This window comes from Inhella crocodyli (assembly GCF_004004565.1).
Classification (GTDB): Bacteria; Pseudomonadota; Gammaproteobacteria; order Burkholderiales; family Burkholderiaceae_C; genus Inhella; species Inhella crocodyli.
In genome coordinates, this window is record NZ_SACM01000003.1 from 18,796 (window position 1) to 35,433 (window position 16,638).

Here is a 16,638-nt window from a genome sequence, read left to right on the forward strand (position 1 = left end):
CGCAGGCCTGGCACCGCCAGGCCGAGCGATTCAACCGCGGAGCCCCAAAACAAAAGCGGCCCGAAGGCCGCTTTTGGGATTCTGGTCGGAGACCGATCAGAAGTTGTGACGGACGCCGAAGGCCAGCGACGAGAACTCTCCGACGTTCGAACGGTCGCGGTTCAGGTCACGGTCGGTGTAGTAACCGTACAGCTTGGTGCGCTTGCTCAGGTTGTAGTTGTAGCCCAAGGTCATTTGCTCGCCGTAGCTGGCGCGCGCGACGTTCAGGTGGAACTCCGAAGCGCCCATCGTGTACATGGCGGCCAAGCGGGCGGCCTTGTACTTGCCCGACACCGGCGCCACACCGGCGCTGTAGTTCTTGGCCTGGTTGTAGTACGCGCCGAAGGTGAACGCGCCCATTTCGTACAGTGCGCGCACAGCCCACTGGCTGTTGTTGCCCTGGTCGGCCAGACCGGCGCCCAGGTGCAGGGGGCCCATGTCGTAGTTGGCCGCGAAGTCGTAGGCGCGCTTGGCGGTGCCTTCGCCCATCGAGGTCGACATGCTGGCGCTGAAGCCGCCGAAGGTGGGGGTGAAGTAACCCACCTTGTTGTTCTTCACCCAGGGACCGAACGCGTACAGCGCGTCTTCCGAGCTGCCCGTGTCGTGGTTGTGCATGCTGATGTAGTCAGCGGTGGCGAAGTACGACTCGGGCGTGAAGCTGCCCAGGCGCACGGCGCCGAAGTTGCCGGCCAGCTGAACCCAAGCCTCGCGACCCCAGAAGGTCGTGCCGCCGGTCGAAGCGCCGGTGTCCGAGTTCAGGCCGTGCTCGAGGTTGAAGCTGGCCTTCAGGCCGCCACCGATGTCTTCCAGGCCCTTGAAGCCAATGCGCGAGGCGTTGTTGGCCACGACCCACTTGCGACCCAGGTTGTTGTCCTTCTGGGATTCGACGGTGGTGTTCAGGCGGCCGTACAGGGTGACCGAGCTTTGGGCGAACGCCGGCGCAGCGACAGCAGCAGCAACCAGGGCGAGGGCGGACAGAGTGAATTTCTTCATCGTTGGCCTTTTGAATTGGGTTTCAAGGTGGCCCAGGGGCAAGTGCACCTAAGAGCCGGTTCAGGGTCGAGCCAGTATAGGCAGCGGGTTTCTGACAACCCCCCGGGCGACGCGAATTTGCAACATCGCGACCTCACGCTGGCAGCCACACCACGTCGACGCCCTGGGCTTGGGCGCGACGGAGCAACTCGCAAACCGGCCAAGCCCGCTGCCGCAGCCCTGTGACGGGGGACTCGTCCTCGGTCTCCTCAGGGGCCGCTTCCGCCGGCGGCGGGGGCACCCATTGCGCCCAGTTGGCCAGGGCTTCGGCCAACTGGGGGCCGCGAAACACCCCTTGCGGAGCGGGTTCCCGACCCATGGCTTCGAGCAGCGCCTTGGCGTGGGCGCTCACCATCAGCACGTCCGCGCCGGCCTTGGAGCGAAACACCGTCAGCATGGGGCCTCGTTGCCCTGAGGCACCGGCTGGATGAAGTAGGCCAAGCGGGCGCGCGGCTTCAAGTACTGGGCGGACGCCGCAGGCAGGTCAACGGGCCGCAGGCTGCGGCGGATCCCGAGCGTGGGCTCTTCTTCGAGGTTCAAGACCAAGGCGTCGCTGGCGGGCACCTTGGGCTCGTGCACGAGCACACGGGGCTTGAGCGGCCGGACCGGATTGACGGCCACCACCAGCGCGTAGCGTTCGTCGGTCAATTGGACCGCCGAGCCCGGCGGGTAGACCCCCATCATGCGGATGAAGGCGTTGAGCAAGGTGGCGTCGTAGCGGCTGCGCCCTTGCGCAAACATCAGAGACAGGGCCTCGTGGGGCGTGTGCAAGCGCCCGCCCAAGGGCGGGTTGCACAGTCCATCGAAGCGATTGACCAGCGCCACAACCCGCGACAGCGGATGCATGCGCTCGCCCGTGAGCTTCGTTGGGAACCCGCTGCCGTCGGTGTGCTCGTGGTGCTGCGCGATCACGGCCAAGGCGGCGGCGCTCAGTCCCATGCCTTGGGCCAGGCCCACGCCCTTGGTCACGTGCATCTGGTAGGCCGCCAGTTCCTGGGCATTGAACGCGTCGGTGCGGGCGCGGAAGCGCGCCTCCAGCTCGGCCTTGCCCACGTCGTGCAGCAGGGCCCCGGTGCCCAGCTCGATCAGTTCGTCCTGTCCCAAGCCACACGCGCTGCCCAAGAGCAGGGAAATCAGCGTGACGTTCAAGGAGTGCGCGGTGGCGCGGTCACCGGCCGCCTCGGTCAGCAGGCGCAGGTTCATGTCGCCCATGCCCAGCATCTTGGTCACCAAGCTGCTGGACAGGGCGCGGGCTTGTTCGCCAGTGGCCTTGGCGTTGCGGGTGGCCGTGGCCAGCATGTCGGTGGCGGCGCGGGCGGCCTCGCCGTACTGGGCCTCGCACAAGGCCAGTGCTTCGCGCTGCAGGCGCAAGGCCTCGCGCCGCGCTTGGGCGATTTGCTGGGCGGGGTCGACCGGGCTGGCCTCGGTCGGCTCGGTCGCTGGGGCCGGCACTTCCGTGGCTGGCGCGGCCGGCGCCTCGCTCAATTCGGGCGACCACCGAACCTGCTTCAGCCCCAGCTTGCGCAGCACCACGAGTTGGTCCTCGGAGGTGATGCGGAAGCTCGACAGGGGGAACGGGTGCCGCATCCAGCCCACGTCCAGGTGAATGAACATGCCCACCCGAAGGTCGGCGATGTCGATGCGTTCGTCTGCGGCCATGCGGTCAAATGCGGCGTTGGAGGTCGATGCTGCAGTATCCGCTCGCCCAGCACAATGGCCGGACACAGGAGAACCCCGAATGTCCGTTGCCTACCTTTGTGATGCTTTGAGAACCCCCATCGGCCGCTATGGCGGTCAACTTTCGAGCGTCCGCCCCGACGATTTGGCCGCCCAAGTGCTTCGCAGCCTGCTCGCGCGCCACCCTGGTTTGGACGCCAGCCGCATCGACGACGTGATGCTGGGCTGTGCCAACCAAGCCGGCGAAGACAACCGCAACGTGGCGCGCATGGCCGCGCTGTTGGCGGGGCTGCCACAAGAGGTGCCGGGTACCACCCTGAACCGCCTGTGCGGTTCGGGCTTGGACGCCGTGGGCCAGGCGGCCCGCGCCATCGCCGCGGGCGACGCCGAGTTGATGCTGGCCGGCGGCGTGGAGAGCATGAGCCGTGCACCCTTCGTGATGCCCAAGGCCACCGAGGCCTTCTCGCGCAGCAACGCGGTGTTCGACACCACCATCGGCTGGCGCTTCGTCAACCCCGCCATGCACGCCGCCTTCGGCACCGACTCGATGCCGGAAACCGCCGAGAACGTGGCGAGTGACTTCGGCATTTCCCGCGAGGACCAAGACTGCTTCGCCCTGGCCAGCCAAACCAAGACCCTGGCGGCGCGCGAACGCGGCTTCTTCGACGGCGAGATCGACCCCGTGACGATCCCGCAGAAGAAGGGCGAGGCCCTGGTGGTGCGGCACGACGAGCACCCGCGCGCCACCTCGCTGGAGGCGCTGGCGAAGCTCAAGCCCATCGTGCGCCCGGGCGGCACGGTGACGGCGGGCAACGCCTCGGGGGTGAACGACGGCGCCTGCGCGCTGTTGCTCGCCAGCGAAGCCGCGGCCAAGGCCCACGGCCTGACGCCGCGCGCCCGCGTGCTGGGCTTGGCCGCCGCCGGCGTGCCGCCGCGGGTGATGGGCATCGGCCCCGTGCCGGCCGTGCAGCGCTTGCTGGCGCGCCTGCGGCTGACGCTGGCCGACTTCGACGTCATCGAACTCAACGAGGCCTTTGCCGCCCAGGGCTTGGCCGTGCTTCGCCAACTGGGCGTGGCCGACGACGACGCCCGCGTCAACCCCAACGGCGGCGCCATCGCCCTGGGCCACCCGCTGGGCATGAGCGGCGCGCGCTTGGTGACGACCGCACTGCGGCAGCTCGAAGCCACGGGCGGCCGGCGCGCGCTGTGCACGATGTGCGTGGGCGTGGGCCAGGGCATCGCGCTGGCGATCGAGCGGGTGTGAGGGCATGACGCCTGCCGAGGGCCTGCGCGCGCTGTTCGACGCCGCGGTGGCCTCGGCCCAACCGGCGCGCGTGCTGCCCGCCCACCTGCCCCCGCCACCGCGCGGCACCACCGTGGTGCTGGGCCTGGGCAAGGCGGCGGCCGGCATGGGCGCGGCGGTGGAAGCCACCTGGCCCGAAGCGGCGCCGCTGCGCGGCGTGCTGGTGGCCCCCCACGGGACGCCCGATCCCGGCCTGCGACGACTGACCCTGCGCCACGCCAGGCACCCGCGACCGGACGCGCACAGCGTGGCCGCCGCGCGAGCGCTGTTGGGCGCGACGGCCGGCTTGGGCGCCGACGACCTCGTGCTGGTGCTGCTGTCCGGCGGCGCCTCCAGCCTGGCCACCCTGCCTTTGCCCGGCCTGACGCTGGAGGACTTGGTGGCCCTCAACGGCCACCTGCTGGCCAGCGGCGCGCCGATTGACGCGATGAACACCTTGCGCAAGCACCTGTGCGGGATCAAAGGCGGGCGCCTGGCGCTGGCTTGCGGACCCGCCGTGCCGGTGGTCACTTTGGCGATTTCCGACGTGCCGGGCGACGCGCTGGACCTGATCGGCTCCGGCCCCTCGGTGGCCGACCCCAGCCGCTGCGCCGACGCCTTGGCGGTGTCCGCGCGCTGGGGCATCGACTTGCCCGAGCCAGCGCGGGTGGCGCTGCAAACCGGCGCCTGGGAGACGCCGAAGCGCTTGCCGCCCCAGCACCGCGCGGTGGTCGTCGCCTCCCCGGCCCTGGCCCTGGCGGCAGCCGCGCAAAGGGCCCACCGCTTGGGATGGGACGTCCGACTGGGCAGCGACCGGCTGGAGGGCGAAGCCCGCACCCTCGGCGCACAGCTGGCGCGCGAGGCCCTGGCCGGCGAGGTGGGGCGACCCACCGTGTTTCTGAGCGGCGGCGAGGCCACCGTCACCCTGGGCGACACCACCCCCGGCCAGGGCGGCCGCGCGGCCGAGACCCTGCTGGCCGCCGCCCTGACCGCGGAAGGGCGCACGCTGCACGGGCTGATGGCCGACACCGACGGCCTCGACGGCACGGGGCCGGCGGCAGGAGCGGCCTTCGGCCCCGACAGCCTCGCCGTGGCGCGCCAGCGGGGCGACGTGCCCGAAGCGGCACTGGTCGCGCACGACGCCGGCGGCTTCTGGGCGCGGCAGGGCCTGGCGCTGGTGACCGGCCCGACCGGCACCAACGTCAACGACTTCCGTGCCCTGCTGCGCTGGCCGACTTCAGCCGATCAAGCCGTCGATCGAGCAGGCGATCAATAGGTCGCCGCGCGCAGCGGCGGGCTGACGCGGTAGCGCTCGCTGCGCGTGTGGGCCCACAGGCGGTCCAGCAAGGCCACGATCGGTGGCTCGCCCAACTCGGCGCGCCATTCGAAGGGCCCGGCCGGGTAGTTCACGCCCAGCTTCATGGCCGTGTCGGCCGCCGCCTCGTCGCACACGCCCTGCCACACGGCATCGCTGGCCTCGTTGACGAGCATGGCCAGGGTGCGGGCCACGACCAGGCCGGGCGTGTCGCGCAGCGGCACAGCCCGCAGGCCGGCGGTGGCCAGCGCGTCGGCCGCGGCGCGTCGGACGCCGTCTTGCACGTGGCGGCCGTGGGCGATGGCCAGCGCGGCCCCCTGGGCTTGGCTGGGCAGCAGCCAATCGATCACCGCCAAGGGGTTGCCGTGGTTGGCGCCCAGCTCGGCGGCCGTGCGGCCGTCGGTGACGACCAAGTCGATGGCGCCGGCACCCACGGCCAGGCCTGCCCACTCGGCCTCGGGGTCGCGGCGCACACCGGGCAGGCGGGCGGCCAGTGCATCCACGGTGGCCCCGCGGCCGCGCAGCACCAGGGCAGGCGCCTGAGCCGGTGCTGTCGGCGCAGGCAGCTTGGCCGGCTCACCTTCATAAAAACCTTTGCCCACCTTGCGGCCCAGGCGGCCGCCATCCACCAAAGCCTGCTGCACGAGGCTGGGCTGGTAGCGGCGGTCGCCGAAGTTGGCCTCCCACACGCTGCGGGTCACCAGGTTGTTGGTGTCGTGGCCGATCAGGTCCATCAGCTCGCACGGGCCCATGCGGAAGCCCGCGGCGCGCAGGCAGGCGTCCAGCTCGGCGGGCGTGCCGGCCCGCTCTTGCAGCAGGGCCAGGGTCTCGGCGTAGTACGGGCGGGCGATGCGGTTGACGATGAAGCCCGGCGTGCTGGCTGCATGCACCGGCGTCTTGCCCCAGGCGCGGGCCAGGGCCTCGGTGGCCTGGGCGATGGCGGGTGCCGTTTCGGCGCCGCTCACCACCTCCACCAGCTTCATCAGCGGCACCGGGTTGAAGAAATGCATGCCCACCAGGCGCTCGGGCCGGGCCAGGCCGTTGGCCAGCGCGGTGATGCTGATGGACGAGGTGTTGCTGGCCAGGATGGCCTCGGGCGGCAGCAAAGCGTCCAGCTCGCGCAGCAGCGCGCGCTTGGGCTCTAGCAGCTCGACGATGGCCTCGATCACGCAGCCGCAATCGGCCAAGTCGGCCGGGCTGCGCGCCACGCCCAGGCGGGCCAAGGCTTGCTCGCGCAGCTCGCTGCTGAGCTTGCCCTTGGTCACCAAGCCGGCCAGGGTGTCGCCCAGCTTGGTGATGGCGGCCTCGGCCGCGCCCTCGCGGGCGTCCAGCAGGCGCACGGGGTGACCTGCCAGGGCCGCGATTTGGGCGATGCCGATGCCCATGACGCCGGCGCCGACGACGCCGATGGTGGGAAGGGGGGTGCTCATGCTCGGCTCCAGGCAGGGGCGCGTTTCTCGACAAAGGCAGCAAAGCCCTCGCGCGCTTCGGGCGTGCTGCGCACGCGGGCGATGGTGGCGGCGGTCAGCGCTTGGGCCTCGGGCCCCAGGTCGCCCGGCGTGAGCTGCGCGAACAGGGCCTTGATCTCGGCCTGCGCGCGCGGGCCGCTGGCCAGCAGTTCGGTGACCGTGGTGGCCACGGCGGCGTCCAGAACTTCAGCCGACACCACCTGCTGCACCAGGCCCAGGGCCAGGGCCTCGGCGGCGCTCACGCGGTGCGCCATCAGCGCCAGGCGCTGCGCCTGCCGGGCGCCGGCGGCGCGGATCACGTAAGGGCCGATGACCGCCGGCAGGATGCCGAAGCGCGCCTCGCTCACCGCGAACTGCGTGCCTTCGGCGGCGATGGCGATGTCACACGCACAGGCCAGGCCCACGCCGCCGCCCAAGGCCAGGCCCTGCACCCGGGCCACGGTGGGTTTGGGGCATTGCGCGATGGCGGCCAGCATGGCGGCGAAGCGTTGCGCGTCCTGCAGGTTGTCGGCTTCCGACGCGGCGGCGGCGCGGCGCATCCAGCCGATGTCGGCCCCGGCGCTGAAGGACTTGCCGGCACCGGCCAGCACGATCACGCGCACCGCGTCGTCGGCGGCCAGGGCGGTGAAGGCGGCGTGCAGCTGCTGGATCAGCGACTCGTCAAAAGCGTTGTGGCGCTCGGGGCGCGCCATGGTGACCGTGGCGACGCCGCGGGCGTCGGTGGTCACAGTGAGGGTGTCGTGCGGTTCCATGGCGGGGAGTGTCCCGCAGGGCGGCGCCGCCCCCGCAGCGCCGCCAGCTCAAGCGAGCCGGATGGGCAGCCGCCTCACCGCCTTCCCCGTCAGCGCCAGCAAAGCGTTGCACACCGCCGGCGCGATCGGCGGCGTGGCGGGTTCGCCCACGCCGCCGGGCGGGGCGGCGGAGGGGACGAGGTGCACGTCGATGACTGGCATCTCCGCCATCGACAACAGCGGCTGCTGGGGGAAGTTGCGCTGCTGCACGGCACCGCCCTCGACCGTGATCTCGCCGTAGAGCGCCGCCGTCAAACCAAAGACGATGCCGGACTGCATCTGGGCCACGACGGTGTCGGGGTTGACCACCGTGCCGCAGTCGATGGCGCAGACCACGCGGTGGACCTTGGGCACGCCGTTGACGACGGACACCTCGGCCACTTGCGCGCACACCGAGCCAAAGCTCTCGTGCAGGGCGATGCCGCGGGCGCGGCCGGCGGGCAGGGGCGTGGTGCCCCAGCCGGCCTTTTCGGCGGCCAGGCGCAGCACAGCGCGGTGCTTGGGGGCCTGGGCCAGCAACTCGTCGCGGTAGCGGAAGGGGTCTTGCTTCGCGGCTTGGGCCAACTCGTCCAAGAAGCACTCGGTGAAGTAGGCGTTCAGGCTGTGGCCCACGCTGCGCCAGCTGCCCACGGGCAGGCCCAGGGGCACGCGAAGCTGCGCGGCGCGCAGGTTCGGGATGGCGTAGGGCAGTTCGAAGGCGCCTTCCAGGTGATTCTTGTCGGGCGTGTCGGCCGCCATGCCGGGCAGCAGGCGGTCGGTGGTGTCAAAGCCCAGGCTGGGGCCGGCCAGGCGGTGGTGCCAGGCGCTCGGCTTGCCGTCGTCGCCCAGGGCGGCTTCGAAGCGGCTGATGCCCATGGGGCGGTAGACGCCGTGGGTGAAGTCCTCTTCGCGGCTCCACAGCAGCTTGACGGGCTTGCCCTGGGTGCGCAGGGCGATGGCCACGGCCTGCTCGACGACGTCGGTTTCCAGGCGCCGGCCGAAGCCGCCGCCGAGGTAGGGCACGTGCACCTCGACAGCGTCCATGGCCACGTCGGCCACTTGCGAGGCCTTCCAGCGCGCGAGGCTGGCCACTTGGGTGGGCGCCCAGACGGTGACCTTGCCGTCCTTGACCTGCGCCGTGGCGTTCATCGGCTCCAGCGGCGCGTGGGCCAGGAAGGGCACCTCGTACTCGGCGCGCAGCACGTTCGGCGCCTTGGCCAGGGCCTCGCGGGCGTCGCCTTGGTCGCGGAAGGCAAAACCTTGCTTTTGGTCGAGCGCGCGGTGCAGGGTGGCGCGCATGTCGGCCGTGCGCAGGCCGCTGCGGGGGCCGTTCCAGAACTGGGGCGGCTGCGCCTTGAGCGCGGCCTCGGCGCGCCACCAGCGGTCGGCCACCACCACGGCGGTGTGCCCGTCCAGCACGAAGGCGTCGAGCACGCCGGGCATCGCCTTGGCGGCGCCGGTGTCCCACTGCGTGACGCGGCCGCCCACGGCCGGGGCTTGGCGCAGCGCGGCGTAGACCATGCCGGGCTGCTGGATGTCGATGCCGAACACGGCGCTGCCGTTGACCTTGGCGGGCAGGTCCACGCGGGGCATGGGCTTGCCGATGAAGCGCCATTGCTCGGGCTTCTTGAGGGGCACGTCCTGGGGCGGCGTGAGCTGGGCGGCCTCGGCCACCAGCTCGCGGTAGGCCAGGCGTTGGTCGCCTCGCAGCACGGCGCCGCCTTCGGTGCGCAGTTCGCTCACCGCCACCTTCCAACGCGCAGCGGCGGCTTGCAGCAGCAGCTGGCGGGCGGTGGCGCCGGCCAGGCGCATGGGGCCCCAGGCGTCGCGCACGCTGCTGCTGCCGCCGGTGACCTGCAGGCCCAGCGTGTACCCCAAGCGCTGCGCGGCGCCGCGCACGAAGCGCGCGGTGGCCGACTCGTCGTCCATGCCCACGGGCACGACGTTGAGCAGCAGCGCGGCGTTGGCGTACACCGGACGCACCGGGGCGCTGACGGCGCGCACCTGGGCCCAGTCGGCGTCCAGTTCGTCGGCCACCAGCATGGCCAACGCGGTGTGCACGCCCTGGCCCATCTCGGCGCGCGGCAGGGCCACGTTGACATGGCCTTCGGCGTCGATTTGCACCCAGGCGTTCAGGGCCACGGCGCCTTCTTTCGGCGGCCAAGCGTCGGCCTTGCCCAGGCGACTGGCGTCCGAAGGCGGGCGCAGGCCCACGCCGACCAAGAGGCCGCCACCGGCCAGAACGCCGGCAGTGATGAGGAAGCCGCGGCGCTTCATGACAGCTCCTTTGCGGCGCGGTGGATGGCCGAGCGGACGCGCTGGTAGGTGCCGCAACGGCACAGGTTGGTCATGGCGGCGTCGATGTCAGCGTCGGTGGGACGGGGCTTCGCGGCCAGCAGGCCGGCGGCGGCCATGAGCATGCCGCTTTGGCAGTAGCCGCACTGGGGCACCTGCTCGGCCAGCCAGGCCGCCTGCAAGGCCTTCATCACGCGGTCGTCGCGGCCCTCGATGGTGCGCACGGCCTTGCCGGCCACGGCGGCCACCGGCAGCACGCAGCTGCGGGTGGGCGTGCCGTCCAGCTCCACGGTGCAGGCCCCGCAGGCGGCCACGCCGCAGCCGAACTTGGTGCCGGTCAGGCCGAGTTCATCCCGCAGCACCCACAGCAGGGGCGTTTCGGGCTCCACATCCAGCCGCTGGGCGCGGCCGTTCACGGTGAGGTCGATCATGGGGCGATGGTCCTTCAGGCAGCGGCCGCGCGCCATGCGCGGTAACGCCGGGTCAGTCCCTTCATCATCCACCGGTCCATCACCAAGCTGGTGAGGGGCGAGGCCCCCGGTGCCGGCCGCTTGCCCGCACCCAGGCGGTGCAACTGCCGGCGCACCAGGGCCATGGTGGCCAGGCTGGCGATGGTTTTGTCGCGCCAGGCCACCACGGGGCGCGGCGCCACGGCCTCGGCCTGGGCCCACTGCCGGGGCAGGTCGGGCTGCATGGCCAGGGCGGTGCCCAGGCCCACCACGTCGATGCCGCTGGCCAGGACCGCTTCCGCCACCGCCCGGCGGCCGATGCCGCCGGTGATCATCACCGGCATCGTGGCGGCGGTGGCCAGGTCGCGGGCGAAGTCCAGGAAATAGGCCTCGCGGGCCAGGGTGCGGCCGTCGGCGGTGCGGCCTTGCATGGCCGGGCTCTCGTAGCTGCCGCCGCTGAGCTCCAGCAGGTCCACGCCCTCGGCGTTAAGCAAGCCCACCACGGCGCGGGCGTCGTCCTCGCTGAAGCCGCCGCGCTGGAAGTCGGCGCTGTTGAGCTTCACCCCCACGGCAAAGCCAGGTTGCACGGCGGCGCGCACGGCGCGCAACACGTCGATGAGCAGCTTGGCACGGCCCTCGACCGTGCCGCCCCAGGCGTCGGTGCGGCGGTTGCTCAGGGGGCTCAGGAACTGGCTGATGAGGTAGCCGTGGGCGGCGTGCACCTGCACCCCGTCGAAACCGGCGGCCTCGGCGGCGCGCGCGGTGTCGGCGAAGCGCTGCACGATGGCGGCGATTTGCTCGGCGCTCAGCGCCTGCACTGGCGCGAACAGCTTGCCGTGCTTGCCCATGGCCAGGGGCACGGCGCTGGGCGCCCAGCCCGGGTTGCCCAGGGCGGCGAAGACCTGGCGGCCGGGGTGGTTGATCTGCATCCACACCTTGGCACCGCCGGCGTGCACCGAGTCGGCCCAGGCGCGGTAAGGGGCCAGCGGCGTGCCGGCTTCCAGCACCAGGCCGCCAGGGCCGGTCATGGCGTCGGGCGCGACCATCACGTTGCCGGTGATCAGCAGGCCCGCGCCGCCCTCGGCCCAGCGCCGGTACAGGCGCTGCATCGGCGCACCCGGCAACTGGCCGGCTTCGGCCATGGACTCCTCCATCGCGGCCTTGGCGATCCGGTTCTTCAGCACTTGGCCGTTGGGAAGGGACAGGGGGGTGAACAGCGGCATGTCAGGTGGGGTTGGGTGAAGCAAGGCGCGAACCTTAAGATTCAAGTCAGCTTGAAGGTCAAGGGGAGAATGGCCGCCATGATGAAGATCGGTGATTTGGCGCAACTCACGGGGCTCAAGCCCTCGGCCATCCGCTTCTACGAAGCCAGCGGCTTGCTGCCACCCGGGGCCCGCGGCCCCAACGGCTACCGGCTCTACACCGAGGCCGCCGTCGAACGCCTGCGCCTGATCCAGTTGGCCCAGCGCCTGGGCTTCTCGCTCGACACCCTGCGCCCCTTGCTGGCGCAAGACGCGGGGCCCCTCCCCCACGAACAGGTGCTCGAGGCCCTGGCCCAGCGCCGGGCCGAGATCGCCGCCCTGCGCAAGGCCCTGGACGCCCAGGAGGCCGAGTTGGCTCGCTTGGCCCAGGCCTGCCAGACCGAGTGGCCGCAGGGGCGCTGCGTCGACCTGGCCACCTTGGCCCCGGCGCCCGCTATCGCCCCGGCCCTGCGCAAACGCGCCGCCCGCTGAGCCGACCTACATCTAGGGGGGCGGTCAAACCCGGGCTTGCCAGCCCCCGGCCGCATCGGGGACGCTGCCGCCTTCGACCACCCCTGGCGCGCCCCCACACCGCGCGCCCCGCCCGGCCCCGGTGATGGTGACCATGCCGTTCGACCACCAAGCCCTGCTGGAAGCGCTGCCCCAGCCGTGGAGCGTGCTGGACGCGCACGGCGTGCCGCTGCGCACCGGACGCCGCTGGCACGAACGCTTTGGCGTGGTCGGGCCGGCCGAGGCCATCGCCCCCGAGTACCGGCCCGAGTTGCTGCGCCGCTGGCGCGAGGCCACGCCCGGCACGCCTTGGCACTTGGAAGCCCGTTGGCACAAGGGCCCGGCGCAGTTCGGTTGGGCCCTGCTGTGGGTGCAGCCCCTGGACGACGGCCTGTGGCTGGCCACGCTGACCGACACCGACGCCCAGCGCGCCGCCGAAACCCAGCTTCGCGAGGCCGACGCGGTGTGGAAGCTGGCCCTGGAAGCCACCGGCGACGGGGTCTGGGACTGGGACCTCAGCACCGGCACCGAGCTGTTCTCGCCCAACATGCTGGCCCTGTACGGTTACAGCCCCGACGAGGTGGACCCCAGCCCCGAGTTCTTCGACAGCCTGACCCACCCCGAAGACCGGGCCCAGATGGCCATCGACCGCCAGGCGCATTTCGACGGCCGCGCCCCCCTGTACCGCAACGAGCACCGCGTGCGCTGCAAGGACGGCAACTACAAGTGGATCTTGACCCGCGGCATGGTCATCAACCGCGCCGCCGACGGCCGCCCCCTGCGCATGGTGGGCACGCACACCGACATCACGGAGCGCAAGGCCACCGAAGTCATGGCCTGGAAGCAGGCCAACTTCGACGCCCTGACCGGCCTGCCCAACCGCCGCATGCTGGCCGAGCGCCTCGCGCACGACCTGAAAAAGGCCCAGCGCAGCGGCCTGCGCTTGGCCTTGCTGATGCTGGACTTGGACCACTTCAAAGGCGTGAACGACCAGCACGGCCACGACGTGGGCGACGGCGTGCTGATCGAGGCGGCGCAGCGCATCAAGGCCTGCGTGCGCGAGGTGGACATGGTGGCCCGCTTGGGGGGCGACGAGTTCGTGGTCCTCATGGGCGACCTGGACGCCGGCAACGAGGTGCTGGACCGCGTGGCTGGCAGCTTGGTGCGCCGCCTGGCCGAGCCCTACGAACTGCCCTTGCGCCCCGACGACACACCGCCCGCCCTGGGGGCGAGCGTGGGCCTGTCGCTCTACCCCGACGACGCCGACAACGCCGCGGCCTTGCACAAGCACGCCGACCAGGCGCTCTACGCCGCCAAGCGCCATGGCCGGGGCACCTTTCATTACTTCACGCCCGCCCTGCAGCAGGCCTCCGAGGCCCGGGCCCGCCTGGGCCACGAGCTGCGCGAAGCCCTGGCGCAGCAGGCCTTCGCGCTGCGCTTCCTGCCCCAGCGCCGCGTGGGTCGGTCCCAGGCCCAGCACGCCGAGGTGCTGCTGCGCTGGCGTCACCCCACCCTGGGCGAGTTGGGCGCCAGCAGCTTCCTGCCCGGGGCGGAGTCCAGCGGCCTCATCCACGACATCGGCGACTGGCTCCTGCGCGAAGCCGCCAAGCACCTGCGGGCTTGGCATGCCCAAGGGCACACCGAGGTCGGCCTGTCGGTGAGCCTGGCCGGCACCCAGCTGCGGCAGTGGGGCCAGTCGGTGCCCGACTGGACCGCCCGCCTGATGCGCCTGGGCGTCTCGGGCACGGGCATCACCCTGCACATCGACGAAACGCAACTGCGCGACGCCCACACCCAGGCCGTGCTGCACCTGCCGGCCTTGCGCGCGGCCGGCATCCAGCTGGCCCTGGACGGGTTCGGCGACGGCCCCTGCTGCCTCAGCAGCCTGACCCACCGGGGCTTGAGCCGGGTGGTGCTCAGCCGCGGCCTGTGCCAGGGGCCGCTGCAGGGCCGCCCCGGTGAATGGCTGCGCGGCCTCATCGCGCTGGCGCACGCGCAGGGGCTGCTGGTGCTGGCGCAAGGGGTGGACACCCAGGCCCAGGCCGAAGCCCTGCAAGCCCTGGGCGTGGACGGCTGGCAAGGCCGTTGGGTCAGCCCGCCGCTGGACGCGGCGGGTTTCGAGGCCTGGCTGCGCGGGCCCACGGGCTGATCAGGGCCGCCGCCCACAATGGCGGCATGCCCTCGTTGCCCCCGTTCCCCGCCCTGCCCCCCGTCCCCCAGCCCGACCCCGACCTGGCCGCCCGCGTGCAGCACCGGTTGAACCGCAAAACCAAGCCCCAGGGCGCGCTGGGCGCCATCGAAGCCTTGGCCCTGCGCCTGGCCCTGATCCAAGGCCACGAGGCCCCGCGGCTGCACGCGCCGCAGCTCTTGGTCTGCGCCGCCGACCACGGCCTCAGCCGCCAAGGCACCTCGGCCTACCCCCGCGAGGTCACGGCACAGATGGTGGCCAACATGCTGCAAGGCGGGGCCGCCGTGTCCGTGCTGGCCCGCCAGCACGGCCTGGCGCTGACGGTGGCCGACTGCGGCGTGGACGCCCCGCCGCACCCAGAGGCCACCCCGATGCGGGTACGAGCCGCCGGCGGCACCGACGACGCCAGCCTGGTCCCGGCCATGACCGAGGCCGAGGCCCAGGCCTGCCTCGCCCGGGGCATGGCCTGGCTGGAGGGCCGACCCGGCAACGCGCTGCTGCTGGGCGAGATGGGCATCGGCAACACGGCCAGCGCCAGCCTGCTGATGCACGCGCTCACCGGCACGCCGCTGGTGGACTGCGTGGGCCGCGGCACCGGCTTGGACGACGCCGGCCTCGCGCACAAGCGCGCCGTGCTGGCGCGGGCCGTGGCCGCCAACCCCGGGGCCACGGCGCCGGGCGCCTCGCCCTGGGCCGTGGCGGCCGCCTTCGGTGGCTTCGAGATCCTCACGCTGGCCGGCGCCGCGCTGGCCGCCGCGGCCCAGCGCCGCGTGATCGTGGTGGACGGCTTCATCACCACCGCCGCCGTGGCCTTGGCCGAGGCGCTGTGCCCGGGCGTGCGCCACGCCTGCGTGGCGGCGCACGCCTCGGCCGAGGCCGCGCACCGCGCCTGGCTTGGGCACCTGGGCCTGGCGCCCCTCCTGCAGCTGGACCTGCGCCTGGGCGAAGGCAGCGGCGCCGCGCTGGCCTGGCCCCTGCTGCCGGCGGCCTGCGCGCTGCTGAACGAGATGGCCAGCTTTGACAGCGCCGGCGTGAGCGAGCGCGCGGCATGAGCCTGCGGCACGAGGTCCGGCTGGCGGCCGTGGCGCTGCAGTTCCTCACCCGCGTGCCGGTGCGCCTGGACCGCTTCGAGCCCGACTGGCTCAACGCCTGCGTGCGCCACTTCCCGCTGGTAGGTGCCTGCGTGGGCGGGGCGGTGGCCGCGGTGCTGTGGGGCGCGGGCCAGTGGTGGCCGCCGGCCGTGGCCGCGCTGCTGGCCCTGGCCCTGGGCGTGGCCCTGACCGGCGGCTTTCACGAAGACGGCCTGGCCGACACCTTCGACGCGCTGGGCGGCGTGGTGCCCCGCGAGCGGGCGCTGGCCATCATGAAGGACTCGCGCATCGGCAGCTACGGCGCGCTGGCCTTGGCCTTGAGCCTGGGCTTGCGCGCCGCCTTGCTGGCCAGCCTGCTCGCCGGGTCGGCGCTGGCGCTGGTCGTGGCCGTCGTGGCCAGCCACGCGCTGGCCCGCACGGCCGCCGTCGCCGTGATGGTGGCCTTGCCCTACGGCGGCGACGCCGATCACGCCAAGGCCAAGCCCCTGGCCACCGCCGTGCCGGCGGGCCTGCTGGCGGTGGCCCTGGCCTGGTCGGCCGCCGGCAGCGGCCTGGCCCTGGCGCTTGGCGCCCCCTGGATGCCGCTGGCCGCGGCCTGGGTGGCCGCCGCGGGGGTGGCGCTGATCGTGGGCCGCTGGCTGCGCCGCCGCCTCGGCGGCTACACGGGCGACGGCCTGGGGGCAACCGAGCAACTGGCCGAGATCGCCGTGTTGCTGGCCTGGCTGGCCATCGCGCCGTGAACCGGGTGTGGCGCCACCCGCGCCCAAAGGGCGCCGCCGGTCGCTGCGTCGGTGCCCGCAGCGACCTGCCGGTGGACCCGCGCAAGACCAAGCGCCTGGCCCACCGGCTGCGCGCCCACGCCCGCCGCCACGGCCTGCCGCGCGCCGTGGTCACCAGCCCGCTGCGCCGCGCGGCCGACGTGGGCCGCTGGCTGCGGCGCTGGGGCTTCGCGTGGACGGTCGACCCGACGCTGGCCGAGATCGACTTCGGCGCCTGGGACGGCCTGCCCTGGGCCGCGATCCCGCCCGCGCGCTTCGACGCCTGGGTGCAAGACTTCGCCGGCTTCGACTTCGAGGGCGGCGAGTCTCTGCACCGCCTGCTGGAACGCGCCGGCGCCTGGGTGCCCCCGCCCGGCTGCGCGCTGGCCGTGTCGCACGGCGGCTGGATGCTGGCGCGGCGTTGGCGGCAAACGCAGCCCGAGCGCCCGCCCCAGGCCGCCGACTGGCCGGCCGCGCCCGGCTACGGCGAGGCCTGGCCGCTGGATTACCGTAAACCTTGAT

At 72.7% G+C, this 16,638-nt stretch carries 15 protein-coding genes; 7 read left to right on the top strand and 8 right to left on the bottom strand.

The features are described 5' to 3' along the window. Positions 1-96: 96 nt before the first annotated feature. The 3 genes from EOD73_RS10855 to EOD73_RS10865 all read right to left on the bottom strand — a co-directional run bounded on the left by EOD73_RS10855 (position 97) and on the right by EOD73_RS10865 (position 2,730). The gene (locus EOD73_RS10855; protein WP_127683035.1) at positions 97-1,032 is read right to left on the bottom strand and encodes a porin; all 936 of its coding nucleotides are present in this window, start codon (positions 1,030-1,032) and stop codon (positions 97-99) included. A gap of 133 nt (positions 1,033-1,165) precedes the next feature. Next, complete coding sequence (locus EOD73_RS10860; protein WP_127683036.1) at positions 1,166-1,468, bottom strand: DUF1840 family protein; 303 nt, start codon at positions 1,466-1,468, stop codon at positions 1,166-1,168. After that, positions 1,462-2,730 (bottom strand): cyclic di-GMP phosphodiesterase, encoded by a 1,269-nt coding sequence (locus EOD73_RS10865; protein WP_127683037.1) that lies wholly within the window; start codon positions 2,728-2,730, stop codon positions 1,462-1,464. Before EOD73_RS10865 ends, EOD73_RS10860 begins: the two co-directional genes overlap by 7 nt. A 79-nt stretch (positions 2,731-2,809) precedes the next feature. Between EOD73_RS10865 and pcaF the strand changes: the two genes are divergently transcribed. Next, positions 2,810-4,012, top strand: coding sequence for a 3-oxoadipyl-CoA thiolase (gene pcaF, locus EOD73_RS10870; RefSeq protein ID WP_127683038.1), 1,203 nt, complete (start codon positions 2,810-2,812; stop codon positions 4,010-4,012). Positions 4,013-4,016: 4 nt separating this feature from the next. Then, a complete protein-coding gene (locus tag EOD73_RS10875) occupies positions 4,017-5,306 on the top strand; it encodes a glycerate kinase type-2 family protein (protein WP_127683039.1) in 1,290 nt (429 codons plus the stop codon). Here EOD73_RS10875 and EOD73_RS10880 read toward each other — a convergent pair. Genes EOD73_RS10880 through EOD73_RS10900 form a run of 5 tightly spaced genes read right to left on the bottom strand, consistent with a single transcriptional unit; the run spans position 5,300 to position 11,551 of the window. After that, positions 5,300-6,775, bottom strand: a complete 1,476-nt coding sequence (locus EOD73_RS10880) for a 3-hydroxyacyl-CoA dehydrogenase (protein WP_127683040.1) — start codon at positions 6,773-6,775, stop codon at positions 5,300-5,302. The two genes, EOD73_RS10875 and EOD73_RS10880, sit on opposite strands and share 7 nt — an antisense overlap. Beyond that, entirely contained in the window at positions 6,772-7,566 is a 795-nt protein-coding gene (locus EOD73_RS10885) for an enoyl-CoA hydratase-related protein (RefSeq protein WP_127683041.1), read from the bottom strand. Before EOD73_RS10885 ends, EOD73_RS10880 begins: the two co-directional genes overlap by 4 nt. Before the next feature lie 48 nt (positions 7,567-7,614). Further along, a complete protein-coding gene (locus EOD73_RS10890) occupies positions 7,615-9,861 on the bottom strand; it encodes a xanthine dehydrogenase family protein molybdopterin-binding subunit (protein WP_127683042.1) in 2,247 nt (748 codons plus the stop codon). Further along, a complete protein-coding gene (locus tag EOD73_RS10895; protein WP_127683474.1) occupies positions 9,858-10,307 on the bottom strand; it encodes a (2Fe-2S)-binding protein in 450 nt (149 codons plus the stop codon). Before EOD73_RS10895 ends, EOD73_RS10890 begins: the two co-directional genes overlap by 4 nt. Positions 10,308-10,324: 17 nt before the next feature. Further along, complete coding sequence (locus EOD73_RS10900) at positions 10,325-11,551, bottom strand: NADH:flavin oxidoreductase/NADH oxidase family protein (RefSeq protein ID WP_205702455.1); 1,227 nt, start codon at positions 11,549-11,551, stop codon at positions 10,325-10,327. 78 nt (positions 11,552-11,629) lie between these two features. Between EOD73_RS10900 and EOD73_RS10905 the strand changes: the two genes are divergently transcribed. The 5 genes from EOD73_RS10905 (at position 11,630) to EOD73_RS10925 (ending at position 16,637) form a co-directional block, all read left to right on the top strand. After that, positions 11,630-12,061, top strand: a complete 432-nt coding sequence (locus EOD73_RS10905) for a MerR family transcriptional regulator (RefSeq protein ID WP_127683043.1) — start codon at positions 11,630-11,632, stop codon at positions 12,059-12,061. A gap of 133 nt (positions 12,062-12,194) precedes the next feature. Further along, entirely contained in the window at positions 12,195-14,228 is a 2,034-nt protein-coding gene (locus EOD73_RS10910) for a putative bifunctional diguanylate cyclase/phosphodiesterase (RefSeq protein ID WP_164846035.1), read from the top strand. Positions 14,229-14,254: 26 nt separating this feature from the next. Beyond that, on the top strand, positions 14,255-15,319 hold the full coding sequence (cobT, locus tag EOD73_RS10915; protein WP_127683045.1) for a nicotinate-nucleotide--dimethylbenzimidazole phosphoribosyltransferase: 1,065 nt from the start codon (positions 14,255-14,257) through the stop codon (positions 15,317-15,319). Beyond that, the gene (gene cobS, locus EOD73_RS10920; RefSeq protein ID WP_127683046.1) at positions 15,316-16,098 is read left to right on the top strand and encodes an adenosylcobinamide-GDP ribazoletransferase; all 783 of its coding nucleotides are present in this window, start codon (positions 15,316-15,318) and stop codon (positions 16,096-16,098) included. Before cobT ends, cobS begins: the two co-directional genes overlap by 4 nt. Next, positions 16,095-16,637, top strand: coding sequence for a histidine phosphatase family protein (locus EOD73_RS10925; protein ID WP_164846036.1), 543 nt, complete (start codon positions 16,095-16,097; stop codon positions 16,635-16,637). The genes cobS and EOD73_RS10925 overlap by 4 nt, the downstream gene beginning before the upstream one ends. The last annotated feature ends 1 nt before the right edge of the window (position 16,638 follow it).

Excerpts from the sequence above, each read along its gene's own strand:
- EOD73_RS10855 (WP_127683035.1), bottom strand. The coding sequence starts at position 1,032 with ATGAAGAAATTCACTCTGTCCGCCCTCGCCCTGGTTGCTGCTGCTGTC.
- EOD73_RS10860 (WP_127683036.1), bottom strand. The coding sequence starts at position 1,468 with ATGCTGACGGTGTTTCGCTCCAAGGCCGGCGCGGACGTGCTGATGGTG.
- EOD73_RS10865 (WP_127683037.1), bottom strand. The coding sequence starts at position 2,730 with ATGGCCGCAGACGAACGCATCGACATCGCCGACCTTCGGGTGGGCATG.
- pcaF (WP_127683038.1), top strand. The coding sequence starts at position 2,810 with ATGTCCGTTGCCTACCTTTGTGATGCTTTGAGAACCCCCATCGGCCGC.
- EOD73_RS10875 (WP_127683039.1), top strand. The coding sequence starts at position 4,017 with ATGACGCCTGCCGAGGGCCTGCGCGCGCTGTTCGACGCCGCGGTGGCC.
- EOD73_RS10880 (WP_127683040.1), bottom strand. The coding sequence starts at position 6,775 with ATGAGCACCCCCCTTCCCACCATCGGCGTCGTCGGCGCCGGCGTCATG.
- EOD73_RS10885 (WP_127683041.1), bottom strand. The coding sequence starts at position 7,566 with ATGGAACCGCACGACACCCTCACTGTGACCACCGACGCCCGCGGCGTC.
- EOD73_RS10890 (WP_127683042.1), bottom strand. The coding sequence starts at position 9,861 with ATGAAGCGCCGCGGCTTCCTCATCACTGCCGGCGTTCTGGCCGGTGGC.
- EOD73_RS10900 (WP_205702455.1), bottom strand. The coding sequence starts at position 11,551 with ATGCCGCTGTTCACCCCCCTGTCCCTTCCCAACGGCCAAGTGCTGAAG.
- EOD73_RS10905 (WP_127683043.1), top strand. The coding sequence starts at position 11,630 with ATGATGAAGATCGGTGATTTGGCGCAACTCACGGGGCTCAAGCCCTCG.
- EOD73_RS10910 (WP_164846035.1), top strand. The coding sequence starts at position 12,195 with ATGCCGTTCGACCACCAAGCCCTGCTGGAAGCGCTGCCCCAGCCGTGG.
- cobT (WP_127683045.1), top strand. The coding sequence starts at position 14,255 with ATGCCCTCGTTGCCCCCGTTCCCCGCCCTGCCCCCCGTCCCCCAGCCC.
- cobS (WP_127683046.1), top strand. The coding sequence starts at position 15,316 with ATGAGCCTGCGGCACGAGGTCCGGCTGGCGGCCGTGGCGCTGCAGTTC.